This is a genomic window from Streptomyces sp. NPDC002513, assembly GCF_053595355.1.
Map to the genome: position 1 here is coordinate 103,011 of NZ_JBSFXK010000010.1, position 23,371 is coordinate 126,381.

General features: G+C 71.7%; 21 protein-coding genes. 10 read left to right on the plus strand and 11 right to left on the minus strand.

Features of this window, described 5'->3' with window-relative positions; genetic code table 11:
* Positions 1 to 76: 76 nt before the first annotated feature.
* A complete protein-coding gene (locus ACWD5Q_RS09980; RefSeq protein ID WP_451426525.1) occupies positions 77 to 538 on the minus strand; it encodes a universal stress protein in 462 nt (153 codons plus the stop codon).
* Between the two features lie 280 nt (positions 539 to 818).
* On the opposite strand from ACWD5Q_RS09980, the gene ACWD5Q_RS09985 reads away from it, so the two are divergent.
* Positions 819 to 1,655, plus strand: coding sequence for a polysaccharide deacetylase family protein (locus ACWD5Q_RS09985; protein WP_451426526.1), 837 nt, complete (start codon positions 819 to 821; stop codon positions 1,653 to 1,655).
* Positions 1,656 to 1,677: 22 nt separating this feature from the next.
* On the opposite strand, the gene ACWD5Q_RS09990 is transcribed toward ACWD5Q_RS09985, so the two are convergent.
* The 4 genes from ACWD5Q_RS09990 to ACWD5Q_RS10005 all read right to left on the minus strand — a co-directional run bounded on the left by ACWD5Q_RS09990 (position 1,678) and on the right by ACWD5Q_RS10005 (position 4,634).
* Entirely contained in the window at positions 1,678 to 2,337 is a 660-nt protein-coding gene (locus tag ACWD5Q_RS09990; protein ID WP_451426527.1) for a class F sortase, read from the minus strand.
* Between the two features lie 25 nt (positions 2,338 to 2,362).
* Positions 2,363 to 3,010, minus strand: coding sequence for a hypothetical protein (locus ACWD5Q_RS09995; protein WP_451426528.1), 648 nt, complete (start codon positions 3,008 to 3,010; stop codon positions 2,363 to 2,365).
* Positions 3,011 to 3,250: 240 nt separating this feature from the next.
* Positions 3,251 to 4,015, minus strand: a complete 765-nt coding sequence (locus ACWD5Q_RS10000) for a bestrophin-like domain (protein ID WP_451426529.1) — start codon at positions 4,013 to 4,015, stop codon at positions 3,251 to 3,253.
* Between the two features lie 16 nt (positions 4,016 to 4,031).
* Positions 4,032 to 4,634: a hypothetical protein gene (locus tag ACWD5Q_RS10005; protein WP_451426530.1), complete on the minus strand. Its 603-nt coding sequence runs from the start codon at positions 4,632 to 4,634 to the stop codon at positions 4,032 to 4,034.
* A 293-nt stretch (positions 4,635 to 4,927) separates the two neighbouring features.
* Between ACWD5Q_RS10005 and ACWD5Q_RS10010 the strand changes: the two genes are divergently transcribed.
* The 3 genes from ACWD5Q_RS10010 to ACWD5Q_RS10020 all read left to right on the plus strand — a co-directional run bounded on the left by ACWD5Q_RS10010 (position 4,928) and on the right by ACWD5Q_RS10020 (position 9,220).
* Positions 4,928 to 5,875 (plus strand): SCO0930 family lipoprotein, encoded by a 948-nt coding sequence (locus ACWD5Q_RS10010; protein WP_451426531.1) that lies wholly within the window; start codon positions 4,928 to 4,930, stop codon positions 5,873 to 5,875.
* A 388-nt stretch (positions 5,876 to 6,263) separates the two neighbouring features.
* Positions 6,264 to 7,076 carry an SAM-dependent methyltransferase gene (locus tag ACWD5Q_RS10015; protein ID WP_451426532.1) on the plus strand — a complete coding sequence of 271 codons (813 nt, stop codon included), beginning with the start codon at positions 6,264 to 6,266 and terminating at the stop codon, positions 7,074 to 7,076.
* Entirely contained in the window at positions 7,073 to 9,220 is a 2,148-nt protein-coding gene (locus ACWD5Q_RS10020; protein WP_451426533.1) for a putative bifunctional diguanylate cyclase/phosphodiesterase, read from the plus strand. Before ACWD5Q_RS10015 ends, ACWD5Q_RS10020 begins: the two co-directional genes overlap by 4 nt.
* A 218-nt stretch (positions 9,221 to 9,438) precedes the next feature.
* On the opposite strand, the gene ACWD5Q_RS10025 is transcribed toward ACWD5Q_RS10020, so the two are convergent.
* Complete coding sequence (locus ACWD5Q_RS10025; RefSeq protein WP_451426534.1) at positions 9,439 to 10,323, minus strand: LysR family transcriptional regulator; 885 nt, start codon at positions 10,321 to 10,323, stop codon at positions 9,439 to 9,441.
* Positions 10,324 to 10,442: 119 nt separating this feature from the next.
* Here ACWD5Q_RS10025 and ACWD5Q_RS10030 point away from each other — a divergent pair, with 119 nt between their 5' ends.
* The 6 genes from ACWD5Q_RS10030 (at position 10,443) to ACWD5Q_RS10055 (ending at position 16,631) form a co-directional block, all read left to right on the plus strand.
* A complete protein-coding gene (locus ACWD5Q_RS10030) occupies positions 10,443 to 11,114 on the plus strand; it encodes a succinate dehydrogenase (RefSeq protein WP_451426590.1) in 672 nt (223 codons plus the stop codon).
* A gap of 1 nt (position 11,115) precedes the next feature.
* Positions 11,116 to 13,074 carry a fumarate reductase/succinate dehydrogenase flavoprotein subunit gene (locus tag ACWD5Q_RS10035; RefSeq protein ID WP_451426535.1) on the plus strand — a complete coding sequence of 653 codons (1,959 nt, stop codon included), beginning with the start codon at positions 11,116 to 11,118 and terminating at the stop codon, positions 13,072 to 13,074.
* Entirely contained in the window at positions 13,071 to 13,820 is a 750-nt protein-coding gene (locus ACWD5Q_RS10040) for a succinate dehydrogenase/fumarate reductase iron-sulfur subunit (protein WP_451426536.1), read from the plus strand. The genes ACWD5Q_RS10035 and ACWD5Q_RS10040 overlap by 4 nt, the downstream gene beginning before the upstream one ends.
* A gap of 332 nt (positions 13,821 to 14,152) precedes the next feature.
* Complete coding sequence (locus tag ACWD5Q_RS10045) at positions 14,153 to 14,923, plus strand: GNAT family N-acetyltransferase (RefSeq protein WP_451426537.1); 771 nt, start codon at positions 14,153 to 14,155, stop codon at positions 14,921 to 14,923.
* Positions 14,924 to 14,928: 5 nt separating this feature from the next.
* Complete coding sequence (locus ACWD5Q_RS10050) at positions 14,929 to 15,900, plus strand: lysophospholipid acyltransferase family protein (RefSeq protein WP_451426538.1); 972 nt, start codon at positions 14,929 to 14,931, stop codon at positions 15,898 to 15,900.
* Between the two features lie 257 nt (positions 15,901 to 16,157).
* A complete protein-coding gene (locus ACWD5Q_RS10055; RefSeq protein ID WP_451426539.1) occupies positions 16,158 to 16,631 on the plus strand; it encodes a nuclear transport factor 2 family protein in 474 nt (157 codons plus the stop codon).
* A 37-nt stretch (positions 16,632 to 16,668) separates the two neighbouring features.
* Here the strand turns inward: ACWD5Q_RS10055 and lipA are convergent, their stop codons facing one another.
* The 5 genes from lipA to gcvP all read right to left on the minus strand — a co-directional run bounded on the left by lipA (position 16,669) and on the right by gcvP (position 23,358).
* Complete coding sequence (gene lipA, locus ACWD5Q_RS10060; protein ID WP_451426540.1) at positions 16,669 to 17,640, minus strand: lipoyl synthase; 972 nt, start codon at positions 17,638 to 17,640, stop codon at positions 16,669 to 16,671.
* Between the two features lies 1 nt (position 17,641).
* The gene (glyA, locus tag ACWD5Q_RS10065) at positions 17,642 to 18,913 is read right to left on the minus strand and encodes a serine hydroxymethyltransferase (RefSeq protein WP_451426541.1); all 1,272 of its coding nucleotides are present in this window, start codon (positions 18,911 to 18,913) and stop codon (positions 17,642 to 17,644) included.
* Position 18,914: 1 nt separating this feature from the next.
* Complete coding sequence (gcvH, locus tag ACWD5Q_RS10070) at positions 18,915 to 19,289, minus strand: glycine cleavage system protein GcvH (RefSeq protein WP_451426542.1); 375 nt, start codon at positions 19,287 to 19,289, stop codon at positions 18,915 to 18,917.
* 73 nt (positions 19,290 to 19,362) lie between these two features.
* Positions 19,363 to 20,463: a glycine cleavage system aminomethyltransferase GcvT gene (gene gcvT / locus ACWD5Q_RS10075; RefSeq protein ID WP_451426543.1), complete on the minus strand. Its 1,101-nt coding sequence runs from the start codon at positions 20,461 to 20,463 to the stop codon at positions 19,363 to 19,365.
* A gap of 30 nt (positions 20,464 to 20,493) precedes the next feature.
* Complete coding sequence (gene gcvP, locus ACWD5Q_RS10080) at positions 20,494 to 23,358, minus strand: aminomethyl-transferring glycine dehydrogenase (protein ID WP_451426544.1); 2,865 nt, start codon at positions 23,356 to 23,358, stop codon at positions 20,494 to 20,496.
* Between the last annotated feature and the right edge of the window lie 13 nt (positions 23,359 to 23,371).

A 23,371-nucleotide genomic window follows, 5' to 3' on the forward strand; every position in this document is an offset into this window, starting at 1 on the left:
TTCGTCGGTGAACGGTGCGGCGAGCGGTCAGGAGGCGGCCGGGGCGACCGGGCGTACGGCGACCGGGGCGGTCCTCCTACGGTACGACGGTGACCGGCCAGCGCCCCGCCTTCACCAGCCGGATCGCCACCGAGCCGATGATCCGGTGGCCGGCCTGCTCGGACGCGCCGACCACGACCGCGTCCGCCTTGAGTTCGTCGGCCGCCTTCACCAGGCCGTTGTAGGGGTCGCCGCGGAAGGTGTGGAACTCCCAGCGCACCTCGAATATGCCCTTGACGCGCTGGGTGGCCTCACGGATGTAGGTGACCAGGTCCTCCGCGATCTCGTCCGTCGTGTCGGCCACCGGTGCGCCGAGCGCCGCCCCCGCCGCCATCACGGGCTGCACGTACACGACCGCGAGCAGCGCTCGCTGCCGCCGCGCCAGGCCCCCGGCGTACGCCGCCGCTCGGAGCGAGGAGTCGGAGCCGTCCACCCCGACGAGGATGACCTTGGGCCCGTCCGTACCCCGCTCGAACTGGTGCGAGTGCTGTTCCGTCACACCGTGAGGCTATCGGAATCCGCAGGTCCGGAACCGGGCGGGCACCGGACGAAGACACGCCGACGGAAACCGGCCACGGGGCGACGGGATGATCGCCGGGGAGACGGGGCCGGCGGCCGGGGACGGCGGGGCCGGTGGCCGGGGAGCGCGGGTCGGCCGGAAGGTCAGTGATCGGTAAATAGGCTGATCCCATCGAGTGCTTTCCCTGTCCGCACCGGTGTTGCGCGGGCCCGGCGCGACCCCTTCGCGCGACTGATAAGCCATGAACGCCATGACCGCCATGAACAGGAATCAGCTGCTCACACGACGCCGGGCGTTGCTGGCCGGCGCCGCCGTCCTGGGTGCGGCAGGTACGGCCCGGCTGCTCACCGCGGACGACCCGGCGCACCCGGTCCGCACCGCCGCCGCGGCCGGACACCCGCAGGCGCGCACCCCGCTGAAGCCGTCCGCCCTCGGTCCGCGGCCCATGACCGGCCACGGTCCGCCGCGCGGCCGGTCGGCGGGGACCCGCGTCCGCGCCGAGCCGATCGTGCGGATGCAGGGGCACGGCACCCGTATGGTGCTGACCTTCGACGACGGTCCGGACCCCCGCTACACCCCCCGCATCCTGCGGACGCTGCGAGCGTACGACGTGCGCGCGGTGTTCTTCGTCTGCGGGGAGATGGCCGCCGTCCACAAGGATCTGCTGCGCGAGATGGCCGACGACGGCCATGTCGTCGGCAACCACACCTGGACGCACCCCCTGCTCACCCGGTTGTCCCGGTCGGCGATCCGCTCCGAGATGGAACGCACCTGTGAGGTCATCGCGGACGGGTACGGCGAGGCGCCGCGGTGGTTCCGCGCGCCGTACGGGGCCTGGAACCGGGCCGTCTTCCAGCTCGGCGCCGAGCTGGGCATGGAGCCGTTCGCCTGGACGGTGGACTCGCTCGACTGGACGACTCCGGGCACCCCCACCATCGTCCGGCGGGTGGAGGGCGGCGCCGCCCCCGGCGTCATCGTGCTCTCCCACGACGCCGGCGGCGACCGCTCGCAGAGCGTGGCGGCGCTGCGTGAGTATCTGCCGCACCTGCTGGACTCCGGCTACCGCCTCACCGTGCCCCGACGGCGGTTCACCTGAGCGCCCGCCCGCGGTGCGGCGGTCAGCGCACCGCGGCCAGCCGGGCGAACACCACCACGTTCCCCGCGTAGCCGTTCTGCTCGGAGAAGGCTCCCCCGCAGGTGATGACGCGCAACTCCGGGACCCCCTTGCTGCCGTAGACCCGGTCCCCGGGGAAGTTCGCCTTGCTGAAGACCTCGACGCCGTACACCTCGAACACGGCGGTCCTGCCGTCCTGGCGCCGGACCTCGACGCGGTCGCCCTTCTTCAGCGTGCCGAGTCCGTAGAAGACGGCCGGTCCCTGGCTGTTGTCGACGTGGCCCACGACCACGGCCGTGCCCTTCTCGCCGGGGGAGGGCGCGCCGGTGAACCAGCCCGCGAGGTTCGGGTCGTCGGGCGGCGGCGCGTCCACCCAGCCGGACGTGTCCAGGGCGACCGGGATGACGGGGGCATCGACCTGGAGGGCCGGGATGGCGACGCGGACGGCCCCGGAGTTGGGCAGGGCGTCGGGCCCGGTGTAGTTCGGGCTGACGCTGCCCGGGGAGTCGGGGGCCACCGCCGATGCGGGCTGCGGCGGGCCCACGGCGAACTCCCCCGAGCCGTGCCGGACGAAGGCGAGGCCCGTCAGCAGGACGAGCGCGATCGCCCCCCATGGGGCGCGTTTCGTGCGCCGCTCCTCCTGGGCCGGCTCGGACCCGGACATGCTCCCTCACCTCTCGACGCGGCCGTCACCGCGCCTGTCGGTCCTGGGCGGTACGACGGCGGGACAGATACCAGGCGGTGCCGAGCGACCCCGTGATGAGCGCCGCGCCGATCCCGATCTCCTTCAGGTCGAAGCCGCCGATGCTGCCGCCGACCCCGGCCCGCACTCCGTGCTGACCGTAGGACCCCCCGCCACCGCCACCGCCGCCGCCCCCGCCTCCGCCGCCCCCGTAGTCGCCGCCCCCACCCCCGCCGAAGAAGCCGCCTCCGCCGCCCCCGCCGCCCCCGCCGCCCCCGCCCCCGCCGGCGTCGCGGCGCTCGTTCTTGCTTCCGGCGGCCGCGATGGCGAGCCGCTTGTGGCCGGACTGGTGGCCGCACTGGAACGTGACGTCGTAGTCGGCACCGGGCCGGGCGTTCCTGTTGACCGTGGCCGTCGCATTCGACCGGCCCTTGGGAATGGTGACCGTGTCGAAGGCGTCGGAGAACACGGTGGCGTTGTCCGCACAGCCCCGGATGGGCAGGCTGACCCGTTCACCGGGGCCGATTCTCGTGGGCTGCAGGTCGTAGCCGAACGACGAGTAGTTTCCACCCCCTCCGACGGCGGATCCCGGCGCGGTGCAGGCCAGGGCGGTGACGCCCAGCAGTGCGACCGAAGCGACGCATATCGCGCGCATGGTGAGCCTCCAGGTCCCCGAGGAGCCGTGCTGCGGACCTTTTCCGCTTGCGCCAGAAATGCACCCCGGTGATCGAAACGCTAGGAAAGATGATGTCGGGGCGCGATTGGAGTCGGGCGAATGGGGCACGGCCGTGCGCCGGGTGACGGCCTCACACACCGGGAGACGACGGCCGGGGCGGCGGGAACGGACACGCGCGGTGCCGTCCCCGCCACCCCGGCCGGTGCGGATGCGGGCCCGTCACCCGGGCAGATGGGGGAACAGGGCCAGGAACGGCTTCGATGAGGCCGTGATGCCCCGGGTGTACGGCGCGTCGAAGTCCCAGATCAGGAAGAGCAGGAAGGCGATCAGCGCGGAGAAGAGCCCGGCGAGGACCAGTTCGCGGGGCGTCCGCCGGATCTGCAGAGCGAACACCATCCCGATGGTGACCACCGCCCCGGCGATCAGCCCGAACCACACCACCGGCGGCATGGTGGAGCCGGTGGCGTCGGCTCGGGCGGTCCGTGCCGTGTCGGCCGCGGTCACCTGGTCGAGGAGCGGCTGGTACGCCTGCGCCTCGAAGTCCGACCGTGGCTTGTAGTCGGTGACGTCCTGACGGATCCGCTGGAGGAGTTCCCCGCCGTGCGCGGTCACCTTGCGGTGGTCGGCCATGGCCTTCCACTCGGGGCCGACGACCTGGCCGACATACGCGTTGACGTCCGCGCGGATGCGGTCGCGGACGTCGGCCGGGTAGACGCGGACGCGCTCCGAGATCTCGTGCAGTGCCTGGGCCTCGGCCTGGACGTGGTCCTGGGCGGCGCTGCGGGCCTCCCAGACGCCCGCGATGGCCAGGCCCAGCACGATGGCGTAGACCACGCCGATCCACATCGTCATGTACTCGATCACATCGGGGGTCTCGGACGGATCCTCGTCCGCGGCGGCCGTGCGCTGCCGTACCAGGGTCACCATGATCACGACGGCACAGGCGGCCGCCATCGCGAGGGTGAGAACAAGCCATTCCGACAAGGGATCCCTCCAGGGGTCAGCGCGGACGCAGCGCGGCGATGGCGAACACCGCGGGCGCGGCGATGAGCAGGGTGAACACGAGCGGCGACGGACTGTCGTGCGGCGGTCGCGGGTGCGACACCGTGTGGTAGGCCGGGTAGTGCACCGGGGGCGCCGGGGCACGCGGACTCGGCCGGTGCGGGGCCGGGAAGGCCGGCTTGGGGGCGGGCGGGGGAGCGAGGACCGGTGCCGGGCGGGTGCGCGGCACCACCGTGTGCGGTGGCGGGGGCGGCGGCACGGGGCGCGGCCGCGGCGGCGGGGCGGTCCTGGGCGGCGGCTCGGGAGGCGGCGGGGGCTCGGGCGTAGGCGTGGGCGTGGGCGTGGGGCTCGGCGGCGGAGTGGGGCTCGGAGGCACGCACGGCAGCGGTGGGAGCGCCCCCGGCGCGAAGAGCGTGGGGGAGGGCCGCGGGCCGCCGCCCGCGACTGCCACCGCCGCCGTGCCGTCCGGGCCCGTCGAGGCGTAGGCGCACGCGTCGGCCGACGCCGGGTGGGCAGCCGCGCCCATGAGGGCCCACGCCACCGTCACCATGGCCCACGCCCCCCTGACGAGGGCGGACCGGGTCCGTTCGGGTCGATGCACGACCGAGATCATGGGCCGGTCCGTCTCCGTACACGCCCGGACGAGGGCGAATTGGCTCGAAGGGGGGACTTCCGGCTTCGGGTGGTTTCATCGACGGAGTCCGGGGCGCACCGAGTTCAGCACTTTTGTACGAGCGTGTACCGCGCGTGTGGGCGGGTGACCGAGAAGCGTCGCGGATTCCGGAAAGAATTTTGCGGCCCGCTTGAACACCCAAGGCGCTCCCGTCCGTACCTAGGGCCATAAGCGGCGCTCAGAGAACGCTGCAACACCCAAGCGGACAGCGGGAGTTGAGAATGAAGACATCCTGGCGGAGCGCCTCTCTCGTGGCGACGGCCGCGGCCGTGCTGGCGCTCACGACGGCGTGTGGTCAGGAGAGCGGCACCCCCTCGACGGGCAGCCAGAACGTCGGGGCCACCGCCGCTCCGGGCGGCTTCGGTTCCACCTCGATCAACCCCGGAAACGGCTACGGCGCCGACTCCACGACCGCCCCGAGCGCCGCGGCGAACGGCCAGTCCGCAGGTGCGCTGGCGGTCGCCGACAACGCGAAGCTCGGCAAGATCGTCACCGACAGTGCGGGCTTCACCCTCTACCGCTTCGACCAGGACACGGCACAACCGCCGAAGTCCTCCTGCGACGGCGACTGCGCGAAGACGTGGCCGCCGGTTCCCGCCGAGGGCGCCTCGGTCGCCTCCGGTATCGACACGTCCCTGCTCGGTGAGGTCACCCGGTCCGACGGCACCAAGCAACTGACCATCGCCGGCTGGCCGATGTACCGGTACGTCAAGGACACCCAGGCCGGTGACGCCAACGGCGAGGGGGTGAAGGGCGCCTGGTTCGCGACCGCGCCCACCGGCAAGAAGGCCGCCGTCTCCGACCTGCCCGGCCTGTCGGTCCGCAACGACGCCAAGCTCGGCCCGATCGTCGTCGACAAGAACGGCATGACGGTCTACCGCTTCCTCAAGGACAAGGCGTGGCCCGAGCCGGTGTCCCACTGCACCGGTGCCTGCCTGGAGAAGTGGCCCGTCGTCGCGCCGGTGCCGGCGGGCGACACCAAGGGCGTCAAGCAGAAGGGCCTCATGGGCTTCACCCGTCCCGACGGTGCCAAGCAGATGACCATCAACTGCTGGCCCATCTACACCTTCTCCGGTGACAAGGCCCCCGGAGAGACCAACGGTCAGGGCGTGGGCGGCACGTGGTACGCCGTCTCGCCCGACGGAAAGCCGGTCGGCGCGTCCCAGTAGGGATCACCTCCCCAGGGTCGATCGATCGCCTCGCCCGGTCAGTCGGATCGCGGAAGGGAGTGAGACGCACAAGCCGGACAAACGGGACACAGGCGCGCGCGACCAGGTCCGCCCCCTCTCCACCGCATGGAGGGGGCGGACCCCTTTTGGTGCGCGCGGGCTCCGCCGGGCGTCCGCACCGCGCGCGGGGCCACGGCGGACCCGCGGGCGCCGAGCGGCCGCACGCTCCGCCTGCGACGGCGTCCGCCGGTTTCGACGGCACATGCCAGCGGCAGTGACCGGGAACGGACGGCCAATTTCCGTTTTTACTCGCTCCGTTGGCGGACGATCAGTAGCCTCTGCTCGAACACCGGATCACCTCGCCGTCGCCTACGCCTTGGAGAACTACATGGAGCGTCCTGCCTGGGCGCCACGGAGCATCGACATCTCCGTGCCGAGCGTGTCCCGTATGTACGACTTCTACCTGGGCGGATCGCACAACTTCGAGGTCGACCGCGAGGCGGCGCGCAGGGCGCTGGAGTTCATGCCGGGGCTCCCCAAGGTCATGCAGGCGAACCGGGCGTTCATGCGCCGCGCGGTGCGCTTCGCGGTCGGCGAGGGCATCACCCAGTTCCTCGACGTCGGCTCCGGCATTCCGACCTTCGGCAACGTCCACGAGGTGGCGCAGGGGGCACACCCGGGCGCTCGTGTGGTGTACGTCGACCACGACCCGGTCGCGGTGGCGCACAGCCAGGCCGTTCTCGCGGGGAACGACGACGCGGACGTCGTCGCGGCCGATCTCCGCAGGCCCCGGGAGATCCTGTCGAGCCCTCAGGTGGAACGCCTGATCGACCTGAACCGGCCGGTCGCCCTCCTTCTCGTTGCCATACTGCACTTCGTGGAGGACACGGACGACCCGTACAGTGCGGTGGCCGAGCTGCGCGACGCCCTCGCGCCGGGCAGCCTGCTCGTCCTCACGCATGCCTCGTACGAGGGAATCCCGCTGCCGCAGGAGCGCGCCGAGGGCACGGTCGGCGTGTACAACAACATCCGCAATCCGCTGATCATGCGCTCGCGCGAGGAGATCGCGCGGTTCTTCGAGGGGTACGACATGGTGGAACCCGGACTGGTGCCGATGCCGACGTGGCGGCCCGACACGGCACCCGAGGACGAGGATCCTTATGCCTTCTCCGGATTCGGCGGCGTGGGGCGCGTCGCGTGAGCGGGGAGTCGGGCGGGCCGGAGGACAGACTGCGCAGGTTCGCGACGATCTGGAGCCGGGCCGTCTTCCCCGTGACCTCGACCTCGCTGACCCGGCCGGAGTTCGAGGAGCAACTGCTGCCGCTGGCCCGGCGGCTGCGCGACGCGCTGCGGGCCAGGGCGTTCGACGCGGCCGCGGCCAGGGCGATCGGCGCGGCGCTCATGGAGTCGCACTGCACGGACCCGGAGGCCCTGAGCCGCACGCTCGACTGCGTCGACGCCTATCTGGTGCTCTACTGCGGCGACCCGGACGCCTCCCCGGAGACGCAGGAGGCCCTGCGGACCCGCTCCTCGCGATTGCAGCACGCGATCGCCGCCGGGTTCGCGGCGGCCCTGAAGGAACGCACGCTCGCCGAGCAGGAGGCCATCGCGGAGGCCGCGCTCACCGCCCAGGGCGTGGTGGCGCAGGCGCTCCACTCCAGTGAGGCCCGCTTCCGCGCGGTGTTCGAGGGCGCGGCCATAGGAATCGGGATCGCCGACCTGGACGGCAACGTCCTGGAGGCCAACGGCGCGCTGCTGCGCATGTTCGGCGGTTCCGAGCACCTGGTGCGCGGCCGCAACGTCGCCGAGTGGACCCACCCGGACGACGCACCGCAGGTCTGGCGCCTGTACGACGAACTGGTCCGGGGCGAGCGCGAGCACTATCACGTCGAGAAGGCCTTCTACCGGCCCGACGGCACGGTCCTGTGGACCAATCTGACGGTGTCCCTGCTGCGGGACGCGGACGGCAACCCGCAGTACCAGCTCGCGCTGATGGAGGACACCACCGAGCGGCGTCTGCTGAACCTCCGGCTGCGCTACGAGGCCACCCACGACGCGCTCACCGGGCTGCCCAACCGCACCCTGTTCTTCGAGCGCCTGGAGAAGGCGCTCGCCGCGGGCGAGGGACAGCGGTTCGGCCTGTGCTACCTCGACCTCGACGGCTTCAAGACCATCAACGACAGCCTCGGGCACGCGGCCGGCGACCGGCTGCTGGTCGAGGTCGCCGACCGGCTCCAGGCGTGTGCCACCGCGCCCGGCGAGATGGTGGCGCGGCTCGGCGGCGACGAGTTCGTGGCGCTCACCACCGGGCCGGACACCGAGCGCGGCGTCGACGAACTCGTCGGACGGATCATGAACGCGCTGGTCACACCGATCAGCGTCGACGGGCGGGAGCTGACCGTGCGCGGCAGCATCGGCATCGTCGAGGGACCCGCGGACGAGCGCGGCCCGGCGGAGGTGCTGCGCAGCGCGGACATCACCATGTACCGGGCCAAGTCGGCGGGCGGCAACCGCTTCGAGCTCGCCGACCCCGAGGCCGACGCCCGCGCCATCACCCGGCACGGGCTGACCACGGCGCTGCCCACCGCCCTGGACCGGGGCGAGTTCTTCATCGAGTACCAGCCGCTGGTCCATCTCGGCGACGGCACCGTGCACGGGGCGGAGGCGCTGGTGCGCTGGCTGCATCCGCAGCACGGCGTGCTCGGTCCCGACCGCTTCATCCCGCTCGCCGAGCGGACCGGGCTGATCGTGCCCCTGGGCCGGTGGGTCCTGAAGGAGGCGGTGCGGCAGGCCCGTGCGTGGCAGAAGAAGCACGACCAGAAGGGCCCGCTGCGGATCAACGTCAATCTGTCGCCGTGCCAGCTCACCCATCCCGGGCTGGTCTCCGACACCGTGGACATTCTGGAGCAGGCCGGCCTGGAACCGGACGCGCTCTGCCTGGAGGTCACGGAGTCGGCGCTGATCGGGGCGGACGACGACCTGCTCAAACCCCTGCGGCGGCTGTCCGAGATGGGGGTGGACATCGCCCTCGACGACTTCGGCACGGGGTACTCCAACCTCGCCAACCTGCGCCGGCTTCCGGTGCGGATCCTGAAGCTGGACCGTTCCTTCACCCAGAGCATGCAGCAGTTCCCGGCGGACCCCGTCGACCTCAAGATCGTCGAGGGGATCGTCTCCCTCGCTCACAGCCTGGACCTCGCGGTCACGGTCGAGGGCGTGGAAACCGGCGCCCAGGCCGAGCAGCTGCGGATCCTGGGCTGCGACACGGCTCAGGGCTGGTACTACGCCCGCCCGGGCCCGCCGGAGCGGCTGCACGAACTCGCGCTGGTGGACGCGAAGGGCTGACACCTCCACGGGGTGTACGGGCCGCGTCGGCGGCACGCCCTCCCCGGGCACGGTCCGCTCCCGTACCGGTCCCGGCCACGCAGGCGGCCGCCCGGGTCAGCGCCGTGGTCGCCGCCGAACGGGACTGCCGCGGTCCGAGCGGGCGGCCGACGGTGCCTGAGCACACGCCCGACGGCACGCCCGGTGGTGCCCGAGCGCACGCCTGGTGGGCGGCCCGCTCACCGCTCCAGCAGCATCCGCTGAAGCTCCCGCGCCGCACGCGGCGGAGCCACATCGCTGCGGTGGGCCAGCGCGATCGTACGGTGGAGTCCGGGCCGGGCCAGCGGGGTGACCCGCAGCCCGCGCCCGGTCCGCGTCGCGACCATGCGCGGTACGACCGCCACCCCGAGCCCGGCGCGTACGAAGCCCAGCACCGCGTCCATCTCGCCGCCCTCCACCGGGAAGTCCGGCTCGAAGCCCGCGGCACGGCATGCGGCCACCGTCAGTTCCCGCAGGTCGTAGCCGTGGCGGAACATGACCAGGCGCTCGCCCTCCAGGTCCGGGATGCGGACCGTGCGGCGACCGCCGCCGGGCCTCGGGGCGTCGGGCGAGGACACCACCACCAGGTCCTCGCGCAGCAGTTCCACCGTGGTCAGCGCGGGTGAGGGGGTGGGCAGCGGGAGCACGACCAGGGCCAGGTCGAGGGCGCCGCGCGCCAGCTCCCGTACGAGGTCGTGCGAGCCGCCCTCCTCGATCAGCAGCCGGATGCCGGGATAGCGGTCGTGGAAGGCGCGCAGCACATCCGGCAGCAGGCCCGTGCACAGACTCGGCGTCGCGCCCAGGCGCACCCGGCCCCGGCGCAACTGCACCAGCTCCTGCACCTCGTGCCGGGCCGTGTCGGCGTCGGCGAGGATGCGCCGGGCCAGCGGCAGCAGCGCCTCGCCCGCGTCGGTCAGCGTGATGTTGCCCCGGGCCCGCAGGAACAGGTCGGCTCCCAGCTCCCGCTCCAGCGCCTTGATCTGCTGCGAGAGCGACGGCTGGGCGACATGGACCAGATCGGCGGCCCGGGTGAAGTGCCGGGTCTCGGCGACCGCCACGAAGTACTGGAGCTGATGGAACTGCATGGAGTCAGGATAGGCACCTCCTATCGAAACGAGCCGGACCATCTCTTGGACCGATGGGGACCCTCGGCCCTAGCGTTCTTGCCATGGCTCTGGCAACGCGGACGGACCGACGGCCGTCCATGGCCCGTACCCTGTGGGGCTCGACCGTCGGCAAGAAGGCAGTCATGGCGGTCAGCGGTCTGATCATGCTGCTGTACCTGGTCGCCCACATGATCGGGAACCTGAAGATCTACTTCGGGGCGGGCGAGTTCAATCACTACGCCCACTGGCTGCGCACCGTCGGCGAACCCTTCATGCACTACGAGTGGACGCTCTGGCTGATCCGCGTCGTGCTGATCGTCGCCGTCGTCGCCCACGCCGTCTCCGCGTACCAGCTCAGCCGCCGTGACCTCAAGGCGCGTCCGAGCGCGTACGTGCACCGCAGGCCGCGGGCGAGCTACGCCACCCGCACCATGCGCTGGGGCGGCATCATCCTCGGCCTGTTCATCGTCTGGCACCTCCTGGACCTGACGACCGGCACCGTGCACCCCGGCGGCTTCCAGGAGGGCCACCCGTACCAGAACGTCGTGGACACCTTCTCCACCTGGTACGGCGACGTCATCTACATCGTCGCGATGCTCGCCCTCGGCCTGCACATCCGGCACGGCTTCTGGAGCGCCGCCCAGACCCTCGGCGTCGGCAGCCGCACCCGCGACCGTGCCCTGAAGACCATCGCCAATGTCCTTGCGCTGCTGCTCACGGCCGGTTTCATCGCCGTACCCGTGGGCGTCATGACCAAAGTGGTGAGCTGACATGACTGCTTCCGCCGTCTACACCGACTACGCGACCGGCGCACCGGTCGTCGACACCAAGGCGCCGATGGGCCCGATCAACGAGCGCTGGGACACCCGGCGTTTCGAGGCCAAGCTGGTCAACCCGGCCAACCGGCGGGGGCACACGATCATCGTCGTCGGCACCGGCCTCGCCGGCGGCTCCGCGGGCGCCACCCTCGCCGAACAGGGCTACCACGTCGTCCAGTTCTGCTACCAGGACTCCCCGCGCCGCGCCCACTCCATCGCCGCGCAGGGCGGCATCAACGCCGCGAAGAACTACCGCAACGACGGCGACTCGATCCACCGCCTCTTCCACGACACCGTCAAGGGCGGCGACTTCCGGGCCCGCGAGACCAACGTCCACCGCCTCGCCCAGATCTCCGTCGGGATCATCGACCAGTGCGTGGCGCAGGGCGTGCCCTTCGCCCGCGAGTACGGCGGTCTGCTCGACACCCGCTCCTTCGGCGGCGTCCAGGTCTCCCGCACCTTCTACGCCCGCGGCCAGACGGGCCAGCAGCTCCTCCTCGGCGCCTACCAGGCGCTCTCCCGGCAGATCGCCGCCGGCAACGTGGAGATGCACCCGCGCACCGAGATGCTCGACCTGATCGTCGTCGACGGGCGGGCGCGCGGCATCGTCGCCCGCGACCTGATCACCGGAAGGGTCGACACGTACTTCGCGGACGCCGTCGTCCTCGCCTCCGGCGGCTACGGCAACGTCTTCTATCTGTCGACCAACGCCATGAACTCCAACGCGACCGCCATCTGGCGGGCGCACCGGCGCGGCGCCTACTTCGCCAACCCCTGCTTCACGCAGATCCACCCGACCTGCATCCCGCGCACCGGCGACCACCAGTCCAAGCTCACCCTGATGAGCGAGTCGCTGCGCAACGACGGCCGGATCTGGGTGCCGAAGGCCATGGGCGACAACCGTCCGCCGAACGAGATCCCCGAGGACGAGCGCGACTACTACCTGGAGCGCCTCTACCCCTCCTTCGGCAATCTCGTCCCCCGCGACATCGCCTCCCGCGCCGCCAAGAACGTCTGCGACGAGGGCCGCGGCGTCGGCCCCGGCGGCCAGGGCGTCTACCTCGACTTCGCCGACGCGATGGCGCGCATGGGCCGCAAGAAGGTCGAGGAGCAGTACGGCAACCTCTTCGACATGTACGAGCGGATCACCGCGGAGAACCCGTACGAGGTGCCGATGCGGATCTACCCCGCCGTGCACTACACGATGGGCGGCCTGTGGGTCGACTACGACCTGCAGACCACGATCCCGGGCCTGTTCGCGGTCGGCGAGGCGAACTTCTCCGACCACGGCGCGAACCGCCTCGGCGCCTCCGCGCTGATGCAGGGCCTCGCCGACGGCTACTTCGTCCTGCCGTCGACGATCAGCGACTACCTGGCCCGCAACCCGCACCAGGACCAGGTGAGCGCCGACCACCCCGCCGTCCAGGAGCTGCTGGCGGACACGGAGGACCGGCTGAACCTGCTGCTGTCCGTCGACGGCGACCGTACCCCCGACTCCTTCCACCGCGAACTCGGTGAACTCATGTGGGAGTTCTGCGGCATGGCGCGTACGGACGCGGGCCTGCGCAAGGCGCTGGAGCGCATCCCGCAGATCCGCGAGGAGTTCTGGAGGCGGATCAAGGTCCCCGGCACCGGTGAGGAGTTCAACCAGTCGCTGGAGAAGGCCAACCGCATCGTCGACTACCTGGAACTCGCCGAGCTGATGTGTCTCGACGCGCTGCACCGCACCGAGTCCTGCGGCGGACACTTCCGCGAGGAGTCCCAGACCCCGGACGGCGAGGCGGCCCGCAAGGACGACGAGTTCGCCTACGCGGCCGCCTGGGAGTTCACCGCCACCGGAGAGGCTCCCACCCTGCACAAGGAAGACCTGGTCTTCGAGTACGTCCACCCCACCCAGCGGAGCTACGCATGAAGCTCACCCTGCGCGTCTGGCGGCAGAAGAGCGCCGACGCCGAAGGCGCCATGTCCACCTACGAGGTGGACGGAATCTCCTCCGACATGTCGTTCCTGGAGATGCTGGACACCCTCAACGAGGAACTCATCCTCAAGGGCGAGGAACCGGTCGCCTTCGACCACGACTGCCGCGAGGGCATCTGCGGGGCGTGCTCGCTCGTCATCAACGGCGACGCGCACGGCCCGGAGCGCACCACCACCTGCCAGTTGCACATGCGGTCCTTCAAGGACGGCGACACGATCGACATCGAGCCGTGGCGGGCCGCGGCCTTCCCGGTGATCAAGGACCTGGTGGTCGACCGCTCGGCCTTCGACCGGATCATCCAGGCCGGCGGCTACATCACCGCCCCGACGGGCTCCGCACCCGAGGCCCACGCGACGCCCGTCCCCAAGGCGGACGCCGACTTCGCGTTCGAGCACGCCGAGTGCATCGGCTGCGGGGCCTGCGTGGCGGCCTGCCCGAACGGCGCGGCGATGCTGTTCACCTCGGCGAAGATCAACCACCTCAATGTGCTGCCGCAGGGCGCGCCCGAGCGTGAGACCCGGGTGCTGGACATGGTGGCGCAGATGGACGAGGAGGGCTTCGGCGGCTGCACCCTCACCGGCGAGTGCGCCACCGCCTGCCCGAAGGGCATCCCGCTGGTCTCCATCACCGGCATGAACAAGGAGTGGCTACGAGCCACCCGCAAGGCGGGCCGCCGCTAGGGCCTGTCCCTAGGCCGTCCGCCGGCACCACCACGGGCCGGCGCCGCTGGGGACGGGCGGCGCCGGCCGTATGACGTTCGCCGGCAAGGTGCGGACGGGCGGGACCGGGCGTGGTGCTCAACCCCGGTCCCGCCACCAGTTGCGTGGGCCCCGCGGGCCCGCCGGGACGGTCGCCCGGCGCCACCGGCCGCCCCTGGCATTCAGCATTCCCACATCCACCCTCCTGGCTGCGGTCACGCACAGGCCAACCTGCATCGGAAGAACAGGAGCGCACAGACCGCACAGCCCGGGTCTGCTGCCCCGCCGAACCGGCACGTGACCAGGAGAGAGCCATGACCGCCGTTTCCGCCCTCGCCGGCCCCCCACCGCACATGGCACCGACCCGCTACACCGTCACCCTCGCCCGCGACGAGGCCGACGTCCGGGACGCCCAGCGGCTCCGCCACGACGTCTTCGCCGGGGAGATGGGCGCGCTCCTGTCCACCCCGCAGCCCGGCCTCGACGTCGACGCCTTCGACGCGTACTGCGACCACCTGATCGTCCGCGACACGGTCACCGGCCAGGCCGTCGGCACCTACCGCCTGCTGCCGCCCGAGCGGGCCGCGATCGCGGGCCGGCTGTACTCGGAGAGCGAGTTCGACCTCGGCCCGCTGGCCGGGATCCGCTCCGGGCTCGTCGAGGTGGGCCGCTCCTGCGTCCACCCCGACCACCGCGACGGCGCGGTCATCGGACTGATCTGGGCGGGGATAGCCCGCTACATGATCGATGGCGGTCACGAGTGGCTGGCCGGCTGCTGCTCCCTGCCGCTCGCCGACGGCGGCACGCTCGCCGCGGGCACCTGGGAGCGGGTCAAGGCCAAGCACATGGCGCCCGAGGAGTACCGCATACGTCCGCTGCTGCCCTGGCGGCCGGGGACCCCGGCCCCGGCCGGGCACACCGAGCTGCCCCCGCTGCTGCGCGGCTACCTCCGGCTCGGCGCCTGGGTCTGCGGGGAGCCCGCGCACGACCCGGACTTCGGCGTCGCCGACCTCTACGTCCTGCTGTCGATGCGCCGGGTCAACCCGCGCTATCTGCGGCACTTCCTCTCGCTCGTGCCGGCGTGAGGACCATGTCCAGGACCGGCGCGCAGGCCGTGTCCCGTCCCCGGCCGGGCCTGCGCCCACGGCGCGGAACTCCGGCGCCCGCGCACCCCGGCGCGACCACGGCGGCGTCCGGGCCGCGCCCCACCGACGCGGGGCCCCACGCCGCCGCTCCCGTCAGCGCCTGGCTGCCCAGCGCCCCCTGTTCCCCGCGGTCCTGTGTCGACGCCACGGCGTCGGCGGCCGCCGCACCGCGCGCCGTACTGCGGCTCGCGGCTCTTCTGACCCTGGTGTCCGCCGGGATCGTGCTCTCCCCGCTCGTGTGCCGGCTGCCCGCCCCGGCCCGCGAGCGGATCATCCGGGCCTGGTGCCGGACGGTGGTGCGCGCCGCCGGCGTCCGGGTGCGGATCACCGGGGCCGCCCCGTCCCACGGCGGTCTGCTGATGGTCGCCAACCACATCTCATGGCTGGACATCCCGCTCCTCGCCGCCGTCCGCCCCGGCCGGATGCTCGCCAAGACCGAGGTCCGGCAGTGGCCGGTGGCCGGTGCGCTGACCGCGCGCAGCGGCGCGCTCTTCATCGACCGCGACCGGCTGCGGGCGCTGCCCGACACGGTCGCGACGATCGCGGACGGCCTGCGCGCCGGGTCGGCGGTCGTGGTCTTCCCCGAGGGCAGCACGTGGTGCGGCCGGTCGCAGGGGTACTTCCGGCGGGCGGCCTTCCAGGCGGCGCTGGACGCGGACGTCCCCGTCCAGCCGGTGCGGCTCCACTACCGGCATGACGGCGGTCCGGCGAGCACCGCGCCCGCGTTCGTCGGCAGCGACTCCCTGCTGTCGTCGGTGTGGCGGGTGGTGTCGGCGCGCCGGCTCGTCGCGGAGGTCCGGGTCGCGCCGGTGCTCGCACCGGACGCCGGGACCGACCGACGGGACCTCGCCCGGACCGCTCAACGGGCCCTGGACCTCCCTGGAGACGGGCACCCGCACCTTTCCGTACCGAGCTGACATACCGTCATTCCTGCTCGCCGGCAGGAAACATGAGGCATGGCGGGGAACCCGTGCCAGGAACTCGACCCGCCCGTCGAGGGCGAGGTGACCATCCCGCCGGCGTGACCTGGACGTGGGGGGCCGACGGCGCGCCCGTGCCGCTCAGGGCGGCCCCGCGTGAGAACGCTCGTTCTCGTGTACCGTGGTCGCCACGTGGAGAACGACCGTTCTCACGCTCCCGTGCAGCTCCTTCCCGCGCGTCCCCTGGAGGCGGCATGACCGACGAACCGCGCCCCCCACTCCCCCCGTTCACCCGGGAGACCGCCGTGGAGAAGGTACGCCTGGCCGAGGACGGCTGGAACACCCGCGACCCGCAGAAGGTCGCCCTCGCCTACACGGTGGACTCCCGCTGGCGCAACCGCGCCGAGTTCGCCGACGGCCGCGACCAGATCGTCGCCTTCCTCACCCGCAAGTGGCGGCGGGAACTGGAGTACCGGCTGATCAAGGAGCTGTGGGCCTACGACGGCAACCGCATCGCCGTGCGCTTCGCCTACGAGTGCCACGACGACTCGGGCAACTGGTTCCGCTCCTACGGCAACGAGAACTGGGAGTTCGACGGCAACGGCCTGATGAGCCGGCGCCACGCGTCCATCAACGACCTCCCCATCCAGGAGTCGGAGCGACTGTTCCACTGGCCGCTGGGACGCCGCCCCGACGACCACCCGGGCCTCGGCGACCTGGGTCTGTGACCGCCCGACGGGACCGGAGCGACGCAGGTCAGTACACCTAGCGATGTATTGAGTTGTTCGGGTCTTGCGGAGGTCTTTTGCCGAGTGCTTGCCGGTAGAGCCGTCCGGCACGGTAGGACGAGCGGACCAGGGGACCGGACATCACTCCGGCGAAGCCGATCTCCTCGGCTTCCTGCTGGAGTTCGACGAACTCCTCGGGCTCGACCCACCGCTCCACCGGGTGATGCCGCGCTGAGGGCCGCAGGTACTGGGTGATGGTGATCAGGTCACACCCGGCGTCGTGCAGGTTCTGCAACGCGGTCGAGACCTCCTCCCGGGTCTCACCCATGCCCAGGATCAGGTTCGACTTGGTGACCAGACCGAACTCCCGCGCCGCGGTGAGCACACGGAGGGACCTGTCGTAGCGGAAGGCGGGCCGGATCCGTTTGAAGATCCGGGGCACTGTCTCCACATTGTGCGCCATCACTTCCGGGCGGGACTCGAACACCTGGGTCAGCAATGCGGGGACACCGTTGAAGTCCGGGATCAGGATCTCCACCCCGGTGTCCGGGTTCAGCGCGTGGATCCGCCGGACCGTCTCGGCGTACAACCAGGCACCGCCGTCGGGCAGGTCGTCGCGGGCCACGCCGGTGACGGTGGCGTAGCGCAGCCCCATCGTCGCCACGGACTCCGCCACCCGGCGCGGCTCGTCCCGGTCAAGAGGCTGGGGCTTGCCGGTGTCGATCTGGCAGAAGTCGCAGCGCCGGGTGCACTGGTCGCCGCCGATGAGGAAGGTGGCCTCGCGGTCCTCCCAGCACTCGAAGATGTTGGGGCAGCGCGCCTCCTGGCACACCGTGTGCAGCCCTTCGGCCTTCACCCGCGACTGCAGCGCGGTGTACTCCGGCCCCATCCGCACCCGGGCCTTCATCCATCCGGGCTTGCGCTCGACGGGTGTCTGGCTGTTCCGCACCTCCAGCCGCAGCAGCCTGCGGCCGTCGGGCGCCACGGGAGGCGTGTTGGTTCCGCTCATCTCACAGCTCCGGGTACAAGGGGTGTGCGTGGGCGAGCGTGGCCACACGAGCCCGCAGCTCGGTGGCGAGGTCCTCGTCGTACGCCGGCCTCAGGGCCTGCGCGATGATGTCGGCGACCTCCGCGAACGCGGCCTCCGCGAAGCCGCGGCCGGCCAGGGCCGGTGTACCGATCCGCAGCCCCGAGGTCACCATCGGCGGGCGGGGGTCGAAGGGTACGGCGTTGCGGTTCACCGTGATGCCGATGTGGTGCAGGCGGTCCTCCGCCTGCTGCCCGTCGAGCTCGGACTCACGCAGGTCGACCAGGACCAGATGGACATCGGTGCCACCCGACAGCACGGACACACCCGCGCCCGCGACGTCGGGAGCACTCAGCCGTTCCGCGAGGAGCCGTGCGCCCGCGAGGGTGCGTTCCTGGCGCTCGCGGAACACCGGCTCGGACGCCATCTTGAACGCAACCGCCTTGGCCGCGATCACGTGCTCCAGCGGGCCGCCTTGCTGGCCGGGGAAGACCGCGCTGTTGACCTTTTTCGCCACGTCCGCGCGGTTGGTCAGCACGACTCCACCGCGCGGGCCGCCGAGCGTCTTGTGCGTCGTCGTGGTGACCACGTCGGCGTACGCCACCGGGTTCGGGTGGAGCCCGGCGACGACCAACCCGGCGAAGTGCGCCATGTCCACCATCAGGTACGCGCCGACCCGGTCCGCGATCCGCCGGAAGGCGGCGAAGTCGAGCCGCCGGGGGTACGCCGACCAGCCTGCGATGATCAGCTGCGGCCGGTGCTCCTCGGCGAGTCGCTGCACTTCCGCCATGTCGACGCGGTTGTCCTCCGCGGAGACGTGGTAGGCGACGACGTTGTAGAGCTTGCCGGAGAAGTTGATGCGCATGCCGTGGGTGAGGTGACCACCGTGCGCGAGGTCCAGGCCCAGGATGGTGTCTCCCGGCTCGAGAAGCGCCGTCATCGCGGCGGCGTTCGCCTGGGCGCCCGAGTGCGGCTGCACGTTGGCGAAGGCCGCACCGAACAATCCCTTCACCCGTTCGATGGCGAGGGACTCGACCACGTCGACGTGCTCACACCCGCCGTAGTAGCGGCGGCCCGGGTAGCCCTCGGCGTACTTGTTGGTCAGGACGGAGCCCTGAGCCTCCATCACCGCCACCGGTGCGAAATTCTCGCTGGCGATCATCTCCAGCGTGTTCTGCTGGCGCACCAGCTCGGCACGCACGGCGGCGAACACCTCGGGGTCGAAGTCGGCGAGCCGACGGTCCAGCACGGACATCTCAGGCTCCTTCGGTGAGAGTCGTGTAGGCGGTCGCGTCCAGCAAGTCGGGCGCGCCGGTGATCCGCAACCGGAACAGCCAGCCCGCTCCGAACGGGTCGGAGTTGACCAGGCCGGGATCGGCTACCGCGGCTTCATTGATCTCGACGACCTCGCCGTCCGCGGGAGCGAACAGGTCGCTCACGGACTTGGTCGACTCGATCTCTCCGCACGCCTCGCCGGCCTTGATCGTCGCGCCGACGACGGGCAGGTCGAGGTAGACCACGTCGCCGAGCGCGTCGGCCGCGTGGGCCGTGACTCCGACGGTCGACACGTCGCCGTCGGTCGCGATCCACTCGTGGTCGCTGGTGTACTTCAGGTCGGTGGGCAGGCTCATGATGGGTTCCCTGGGAATGTCGGCCGGTCCGGGAGGACCGGGTGTGGCTGATGTGGGGGCCCTTGGGACGCGGTCAGGCTTGGCGGCGGTAGAAGGGCAGCGGGACGACCTCGGCGTACTCCTGGCTGCCTCGGATGTCGACCAGCACCTTCGTGCCGGGTGCACTCCGGCCGGCCGGCAGGTAGGCCATCGCCACGGGGTGGCCGAGGGTGGGCGACAGGGCGCCTGAGGTGACCTCGCCGAGGCGCTCGCCGGTGTCCGGGGCGAGTACGGCGTAGCCGGTGCGCGCAGCTCGTCGGCCGGTCGAGGTCAGCCCGACGAGCACGTGGTCCGGCCCCTTGTCACGGCAGGCGGCCAGGGCCGCCTCGCCGACGAACCCGCCGGGCTTCCCGAACACCACGATGCGGCCGAGTCCCGCGTCGAACGGCGTGGTGCGCACGGTGAGTTCCTGGCCGTACAAGGGCATGCCGGCTTCGAGGCGCAGCGTGTCGCGGCAGGCCAGGCCGCAGGGGAGAAGGCCGTGCTCCGCGCCCGCGGCGCTGACGGCTCGCCAGAGGGCCACCGCGTCCTCGGGGCGGCAGTAGATCTCGAAGCCGTCCTCGCCGGTGTAGCCGGTGCGGGCGAGCAGCACCTCGCGGTCCGCCAGCCGTGCCCGGTCGATCGCGTAGTACTTCAGCGACGGCACGTCGACGTCGGCCAGTTCGCTGAGGATCGTCGGCGACTTCGGCCCCTGGACCGCGATCAGCGCCCACTCGCTGGAAGCGTCCCGGATCGTGGCGACGTAGCCGTCGATCCGGTCACGCAGGCAGGAGAGCACGACCAGCGCGTTGCCGGCGTTGGCCACGACGAGGTACTTCTCCTCGGCCAGGCGGTGGACGACGAGGTCGTCGAGGACTCCGCCGGTGTCGTGGACCAGCATGGAGTAGCGGGCGCGGCCGACGGCGATCTTCGACGGCTTCCCGACCAGCGCGTGGTCGAGGGCCCGGCCCACCTCGGGACCGGACAGTTCGATCTCGCCCATGTGGGTGAGGTCGAAGATTCCGGCGGTGGTCCGTACGGCGTGGTGCTCGGCCAGTTCGGAGGTGTAGCGCAGCGGCATCGACCAGCCGGCGAAGTCGGTGAACGACGCTCCGAGTTCGGCGTGGATGCCGTGCAGTGGTGTCTTCTTGGACATGGTGGTTCCCTCAGACCGTGACCGGTCGGATCACGACTCGAACGACTCGGGGGGCGGGCAGGCGCAGACCAGGTTCCGGTCGCCGTGCGCCTGGTCGATCCGGCCGACCGGCGGCCAGTACTTGTCGGGCGTGACGCCCGCCGGAAAGACGGCCCGCTCGCGCGAGTAGGCCCGGGTCCACTGACCGGCGATCGCGGCCGCGGTGTGCGGCGCCCGTCGCAGCGGGCTCCCCTCGAGGGTCCAGGCGCCCTGGTGCACCAGGTCGATCTCGGCGCGGATCGCGATCATCGCCTCGCAGAAGCGGTCCAGCTCCTGAAGGCTCTCACTCTCCGTCGGCTCGACCATCAGCGTGCCGGCGACCGGGAAACTCGTCGTCGGCGCGTGGAAGCCGTAGTCGATGAGCCGCTTGGCGATGTCGTCGACCGTCACACCCGTGGCGGCGGTGATCGGGCGTACGTCGAGGATGCACTCGTGCGCGACGAGGCCGGCCTCCCCGGAGTACAGGACGGGGAAGTGCGGCGCGAGCCGACGGGCCACGTAGTTGGCGCTCAGCACGGCCGTCTTGGTGGCCTCGGTCAGCCCCTCCGCGCCCATCATCCGGATGTAGGCCCACGGGATCGGCAGGATGCCGGCACTGCCGAACGGTGCGGCGCTCACCGACCCGGTCCCGCCGCGGCGGCCGGTGTCGGGGTGCAGCGGGTGGGTGGGCAGGTACGGTGCGAGGTGCTCGGCCACCGCGACCGGGCCGACGCCCGGCCCGCCGCCGCCGTGCGGGATGCAGAACGTCTTGTGCAGGTTGAGGTGGGACACGTCGCCACCGAACTCACCCGGCTTGGCGACCCCGAGCAGCGCGTTGAGGTTGGCACCGTCGACGTACACCTGTCCGCCGTGCTCGTGAACCAGCTCGCACAGCCGGGTGATGCTCTCTTCGTAGACACCGTGTGTCGAGGGGTAGGTCACCATGATCGCGGCCAGGTCCTCGGCGTGCTTCGCGCACTTGGCCGCGAGGTCGGCGAGGTCGACCGTGCCGTCTGGCCGTGACGCCACCACGACGACGCGCATCCCGGCCATGACCGCGGAGGCCGCGTTGGTACCGTGCGCGCTCGCCGGGATCAGGCACACGTCGCGCCCGGACTGGCCGTTGCTCCGGTGATAGGAACGGATCGCGAGCAGGCCCGCGAGCTCGCCCTGCGATCCGGCGTTCGGCTGGATGGAGACCTTGGCGTAACCGGTGACCTCGGCCAGCCATGTCTCGAGCTGCTCGATCAGGGTCAGGTACCCGGTCGCGTCCGTGAGGGGGGCGAACGGGTGCAGGTCCGCGAAGGCGGGCCAGCTGACCGGTTCCATCTCCGTGGTCGCGTTGAGCTTCATCGTGCAGGACCCGAGCGGGATCATGCCGCGGTCCAGCGCGAAGTCACGGTCGGACAGCTTGCGCAGGTAGCGCAGCATCGCGGTCTCGGAACGGTGCTGGTGGAAGACCGGGTGGGTGAGGAAAGGGGAGGTACGACGCAGCCCCGACGGAAGTGCTGCCGAAGCGCCGGTTGCCGGCCCGTCCAGGTCGCCGTCGCCGGCCCGGCCGAAGGCGTCGAGCACGAGGCGGACGTGCTCCTGCGTCGTGACCTCGGAGCAGGAGACGCCGACATGGTCCTCGTCCACCAGCCGCAGCCGCAGACCCTTGCCGTGCGCTGCCGCGACGACCTCCTCGGCCCGGCCGGGGACCCGCACCAGCAGAGTGTCGAAGAACGCGCGGTGCACCACCGTGATCCCGCTCGCCCGTAGACCCGCAGCGATGAGCGTGGCGTGCCGGTGCGTCCGTCGGGCGATCTCGGCCAGACCGTCGGAGCCGTGGTAGACGGCGTACATCGACGCGACCACGGCCAGCAGCACCTGCGCCGTGCAGATGTTCGAAGTCGCCCTGTCGCGCCGGATGTGCTGCTCGCGGGTCTGCAGGGCGAGGCGGTACGCCGGCCGGCCGGCGTCGTCCATGGACACGCCCACGAGCCGGCCGGGCAGATGGCGTGTCAGCCCTTCGCGGACCGCGATGTAGCCGGCGTGCGGCCCGCCGTAGAACAAGGGGACACCGAAGCGCTGGGACGATCCCACGACGATGTCGGCGCCGAACTCGCCCGGCGGCACGAGCAGGGTGAGCGCCAGCAGGTCGGCGGCGACCGTGACCAGCGCCCCGCGCGCCCGTGCCGCAGCGGTCACCTCGCGCAGGTCGCGGACCGCGCCCGAGCAGCCGGGGTAGGACAGCACCACCCCGAAGAAGTCGTCCTCCGGCAGCGGCTCGGCGACATCGATCTCGACGACCTCGACACCGACCGCGTCGGCACGCGTGCGCAGGACGTCGAGGGTCTGCGGCAGGGTGTCGCGGTCGACCAGGACGCGGGTGGACCTCTTCTCGCCGGCGACACGGCGCATGACCGTGACCGCCTCGGCGACCGCCGTACCCTCGTCGAGCAGGGACGCGTTGGCCGTCGGCAGTCCCGTGAGATCGCCGACCATGGTCTGGAAGTTGATCAGCGCCTCGAGTCTGCCCTGGCTGATCTCCGGCTGGTACGGCGTGTAGGCGGTGTACCACGCCGGATCCTCCAGCACGTTGCGCCGGATCACCGCGGGTGTGATGGTCGGGTGGTAGCCGAGGCCGATCATCGGGACGGCGACGGTGTTCCTACGGGCGAGCTCGTGCAGCTCGGCGCGCGCCTCGGCCTCGGTGGCGGCGGCGGGCAGGTTCAGGTCGGAGGTGCTCCGGATGCCGCTCGGGACAGCGGCGTCGATCAGCTCGGTCAGTGTCGGGTAGCCGACGTCGGCGAGCATCTTGGCGCGGTCGGCGTCGCCGACACCGATGTGACGGGCGGCGAACTCGCCGGACGCGGAGGATCCGGGTGAGGTCATGGCGGGAGGCTCC

Bases quoted from the DNA above. Each gene is read 5' to 3' on its own strand.
- ACWD5Q_RS10055 (WP_451426539.1), top strand. From the start codon at position 16,158: ATGACCGACGAACCGCGCCCCCCACTCCCCCCGTTCACCCGGGAGACC.
- ACWD5Q_RS10040 (WP_451426536.1), top strand. From the start codon at position 13,071: ATGAAGCTCACCCTGCGCGTCTGGCGGCAGAAGAGCGCCGACGCCGAA.
- ACWD5Q_RS10030 (WP_451426590.1), top strand. From the start codon at position 10,443: ATGGCCCGTACCCTGTGGGGCTCGACCGTCGGCAAGAAGGCAGTCATG.
- ACWD5Q_RS10010 (WP_451426531.1), top strand. From the start codon at position 4,928: ATGAAGACATCCTGGCGGAGCGCCTCTCTCGTGGCGACGGCCGCGGCC.
- ACWD5Q_RS09990 (WP_451426527.1), bottom strand. From the start codon at position 2,337: ATGTCCGGGTCCGAGCCGGCCCAGGAGGAGCGGCGCACGAAACGCGCC.
- ACWD5Q_RS10050 (WP_451426538.1), top strand. From the start codon at position 14,929: ATGTCCAGGACCGGCGCGCAGGCCGTGTCCCGTCCCCGGCCGGGCCTG.
- lipA (WP_451426540.1), bottom strand. From the start codon at position 17,640: ATGAGCGGAACCAACACGCCTCCCGTGGCGCCCGACGGCCGCAGGCTG.
- ACWD5Q_RS10025 (WP_451426534.1), bottom strand. From the start codon at position 10,323: ATGCAGTTCCATCAGCTCCAGTACTTCGTGGCGGTCGCCGAGACCCGG.
- gcvH (WP_451426542.1), bottom strand. From the start codon at position 19,289: ATGAGCCTGCCCACCGACCTGAAGTACACCAGCGACCACGAGTGGATC.
- gcvT (WP_451426543.1), bottom strand. From the start codon at position 20,463: ATGTCCAAGAAGACACCACTGCACGGCATCCACGCCGAACTCGGAGCG.
- ACWD5Q_RS10035 (WP_451426535.1), top strand. From the start codon at position 11,116: ATGACTGCTTCCGCCGTCTACACCGACTACGCGACCGGCGCACCGGTC.
- ACWD5Q_RS09985 (WP_451426526.1), top strand. From the start codon at position 819: ATGAACAGGAATCAGCTGCTCACACGACGCCGGGCGTTGCTGGCCGGC.
- ACWD5Q_RS10045 (WP_451426537.1), top strand. From the start codon at position 14,153: ATGACCGCCGTTTCCGCCCTCGCCGGCCCCCCACCGCACATGGCACCG.
- glyA (WP_451426541.1), bottom strand. From the start codon at position 18,913: ATGTCCGTGCTGGACCGTCGGCTCGCCGACTTCGACCCCGAGGTGTTC.
- gcvP (WP_451426544.1), bottom strand. From the start codon at position 23,358: ATGACCTCACCCGGATCCTCCGCGTCCGGCGAGTTCGCCGCCCGTCAC.
- ACWD5Q_RS09995 (WP_451426528.1), bottom strand. From the start codon at position 3,010: ATGCGCGCGATATGCGTCGCTTCGGTCGCACTGCTGGGCGTCACCGCC.
- ACWD5Q_RS10015 (WP_451426532.1), top strand. From the start codon at position 6,264: ATGGAGCGTCCTGCCTGGGCGCCACGGAGCATCGACATCTCCGTGCCG.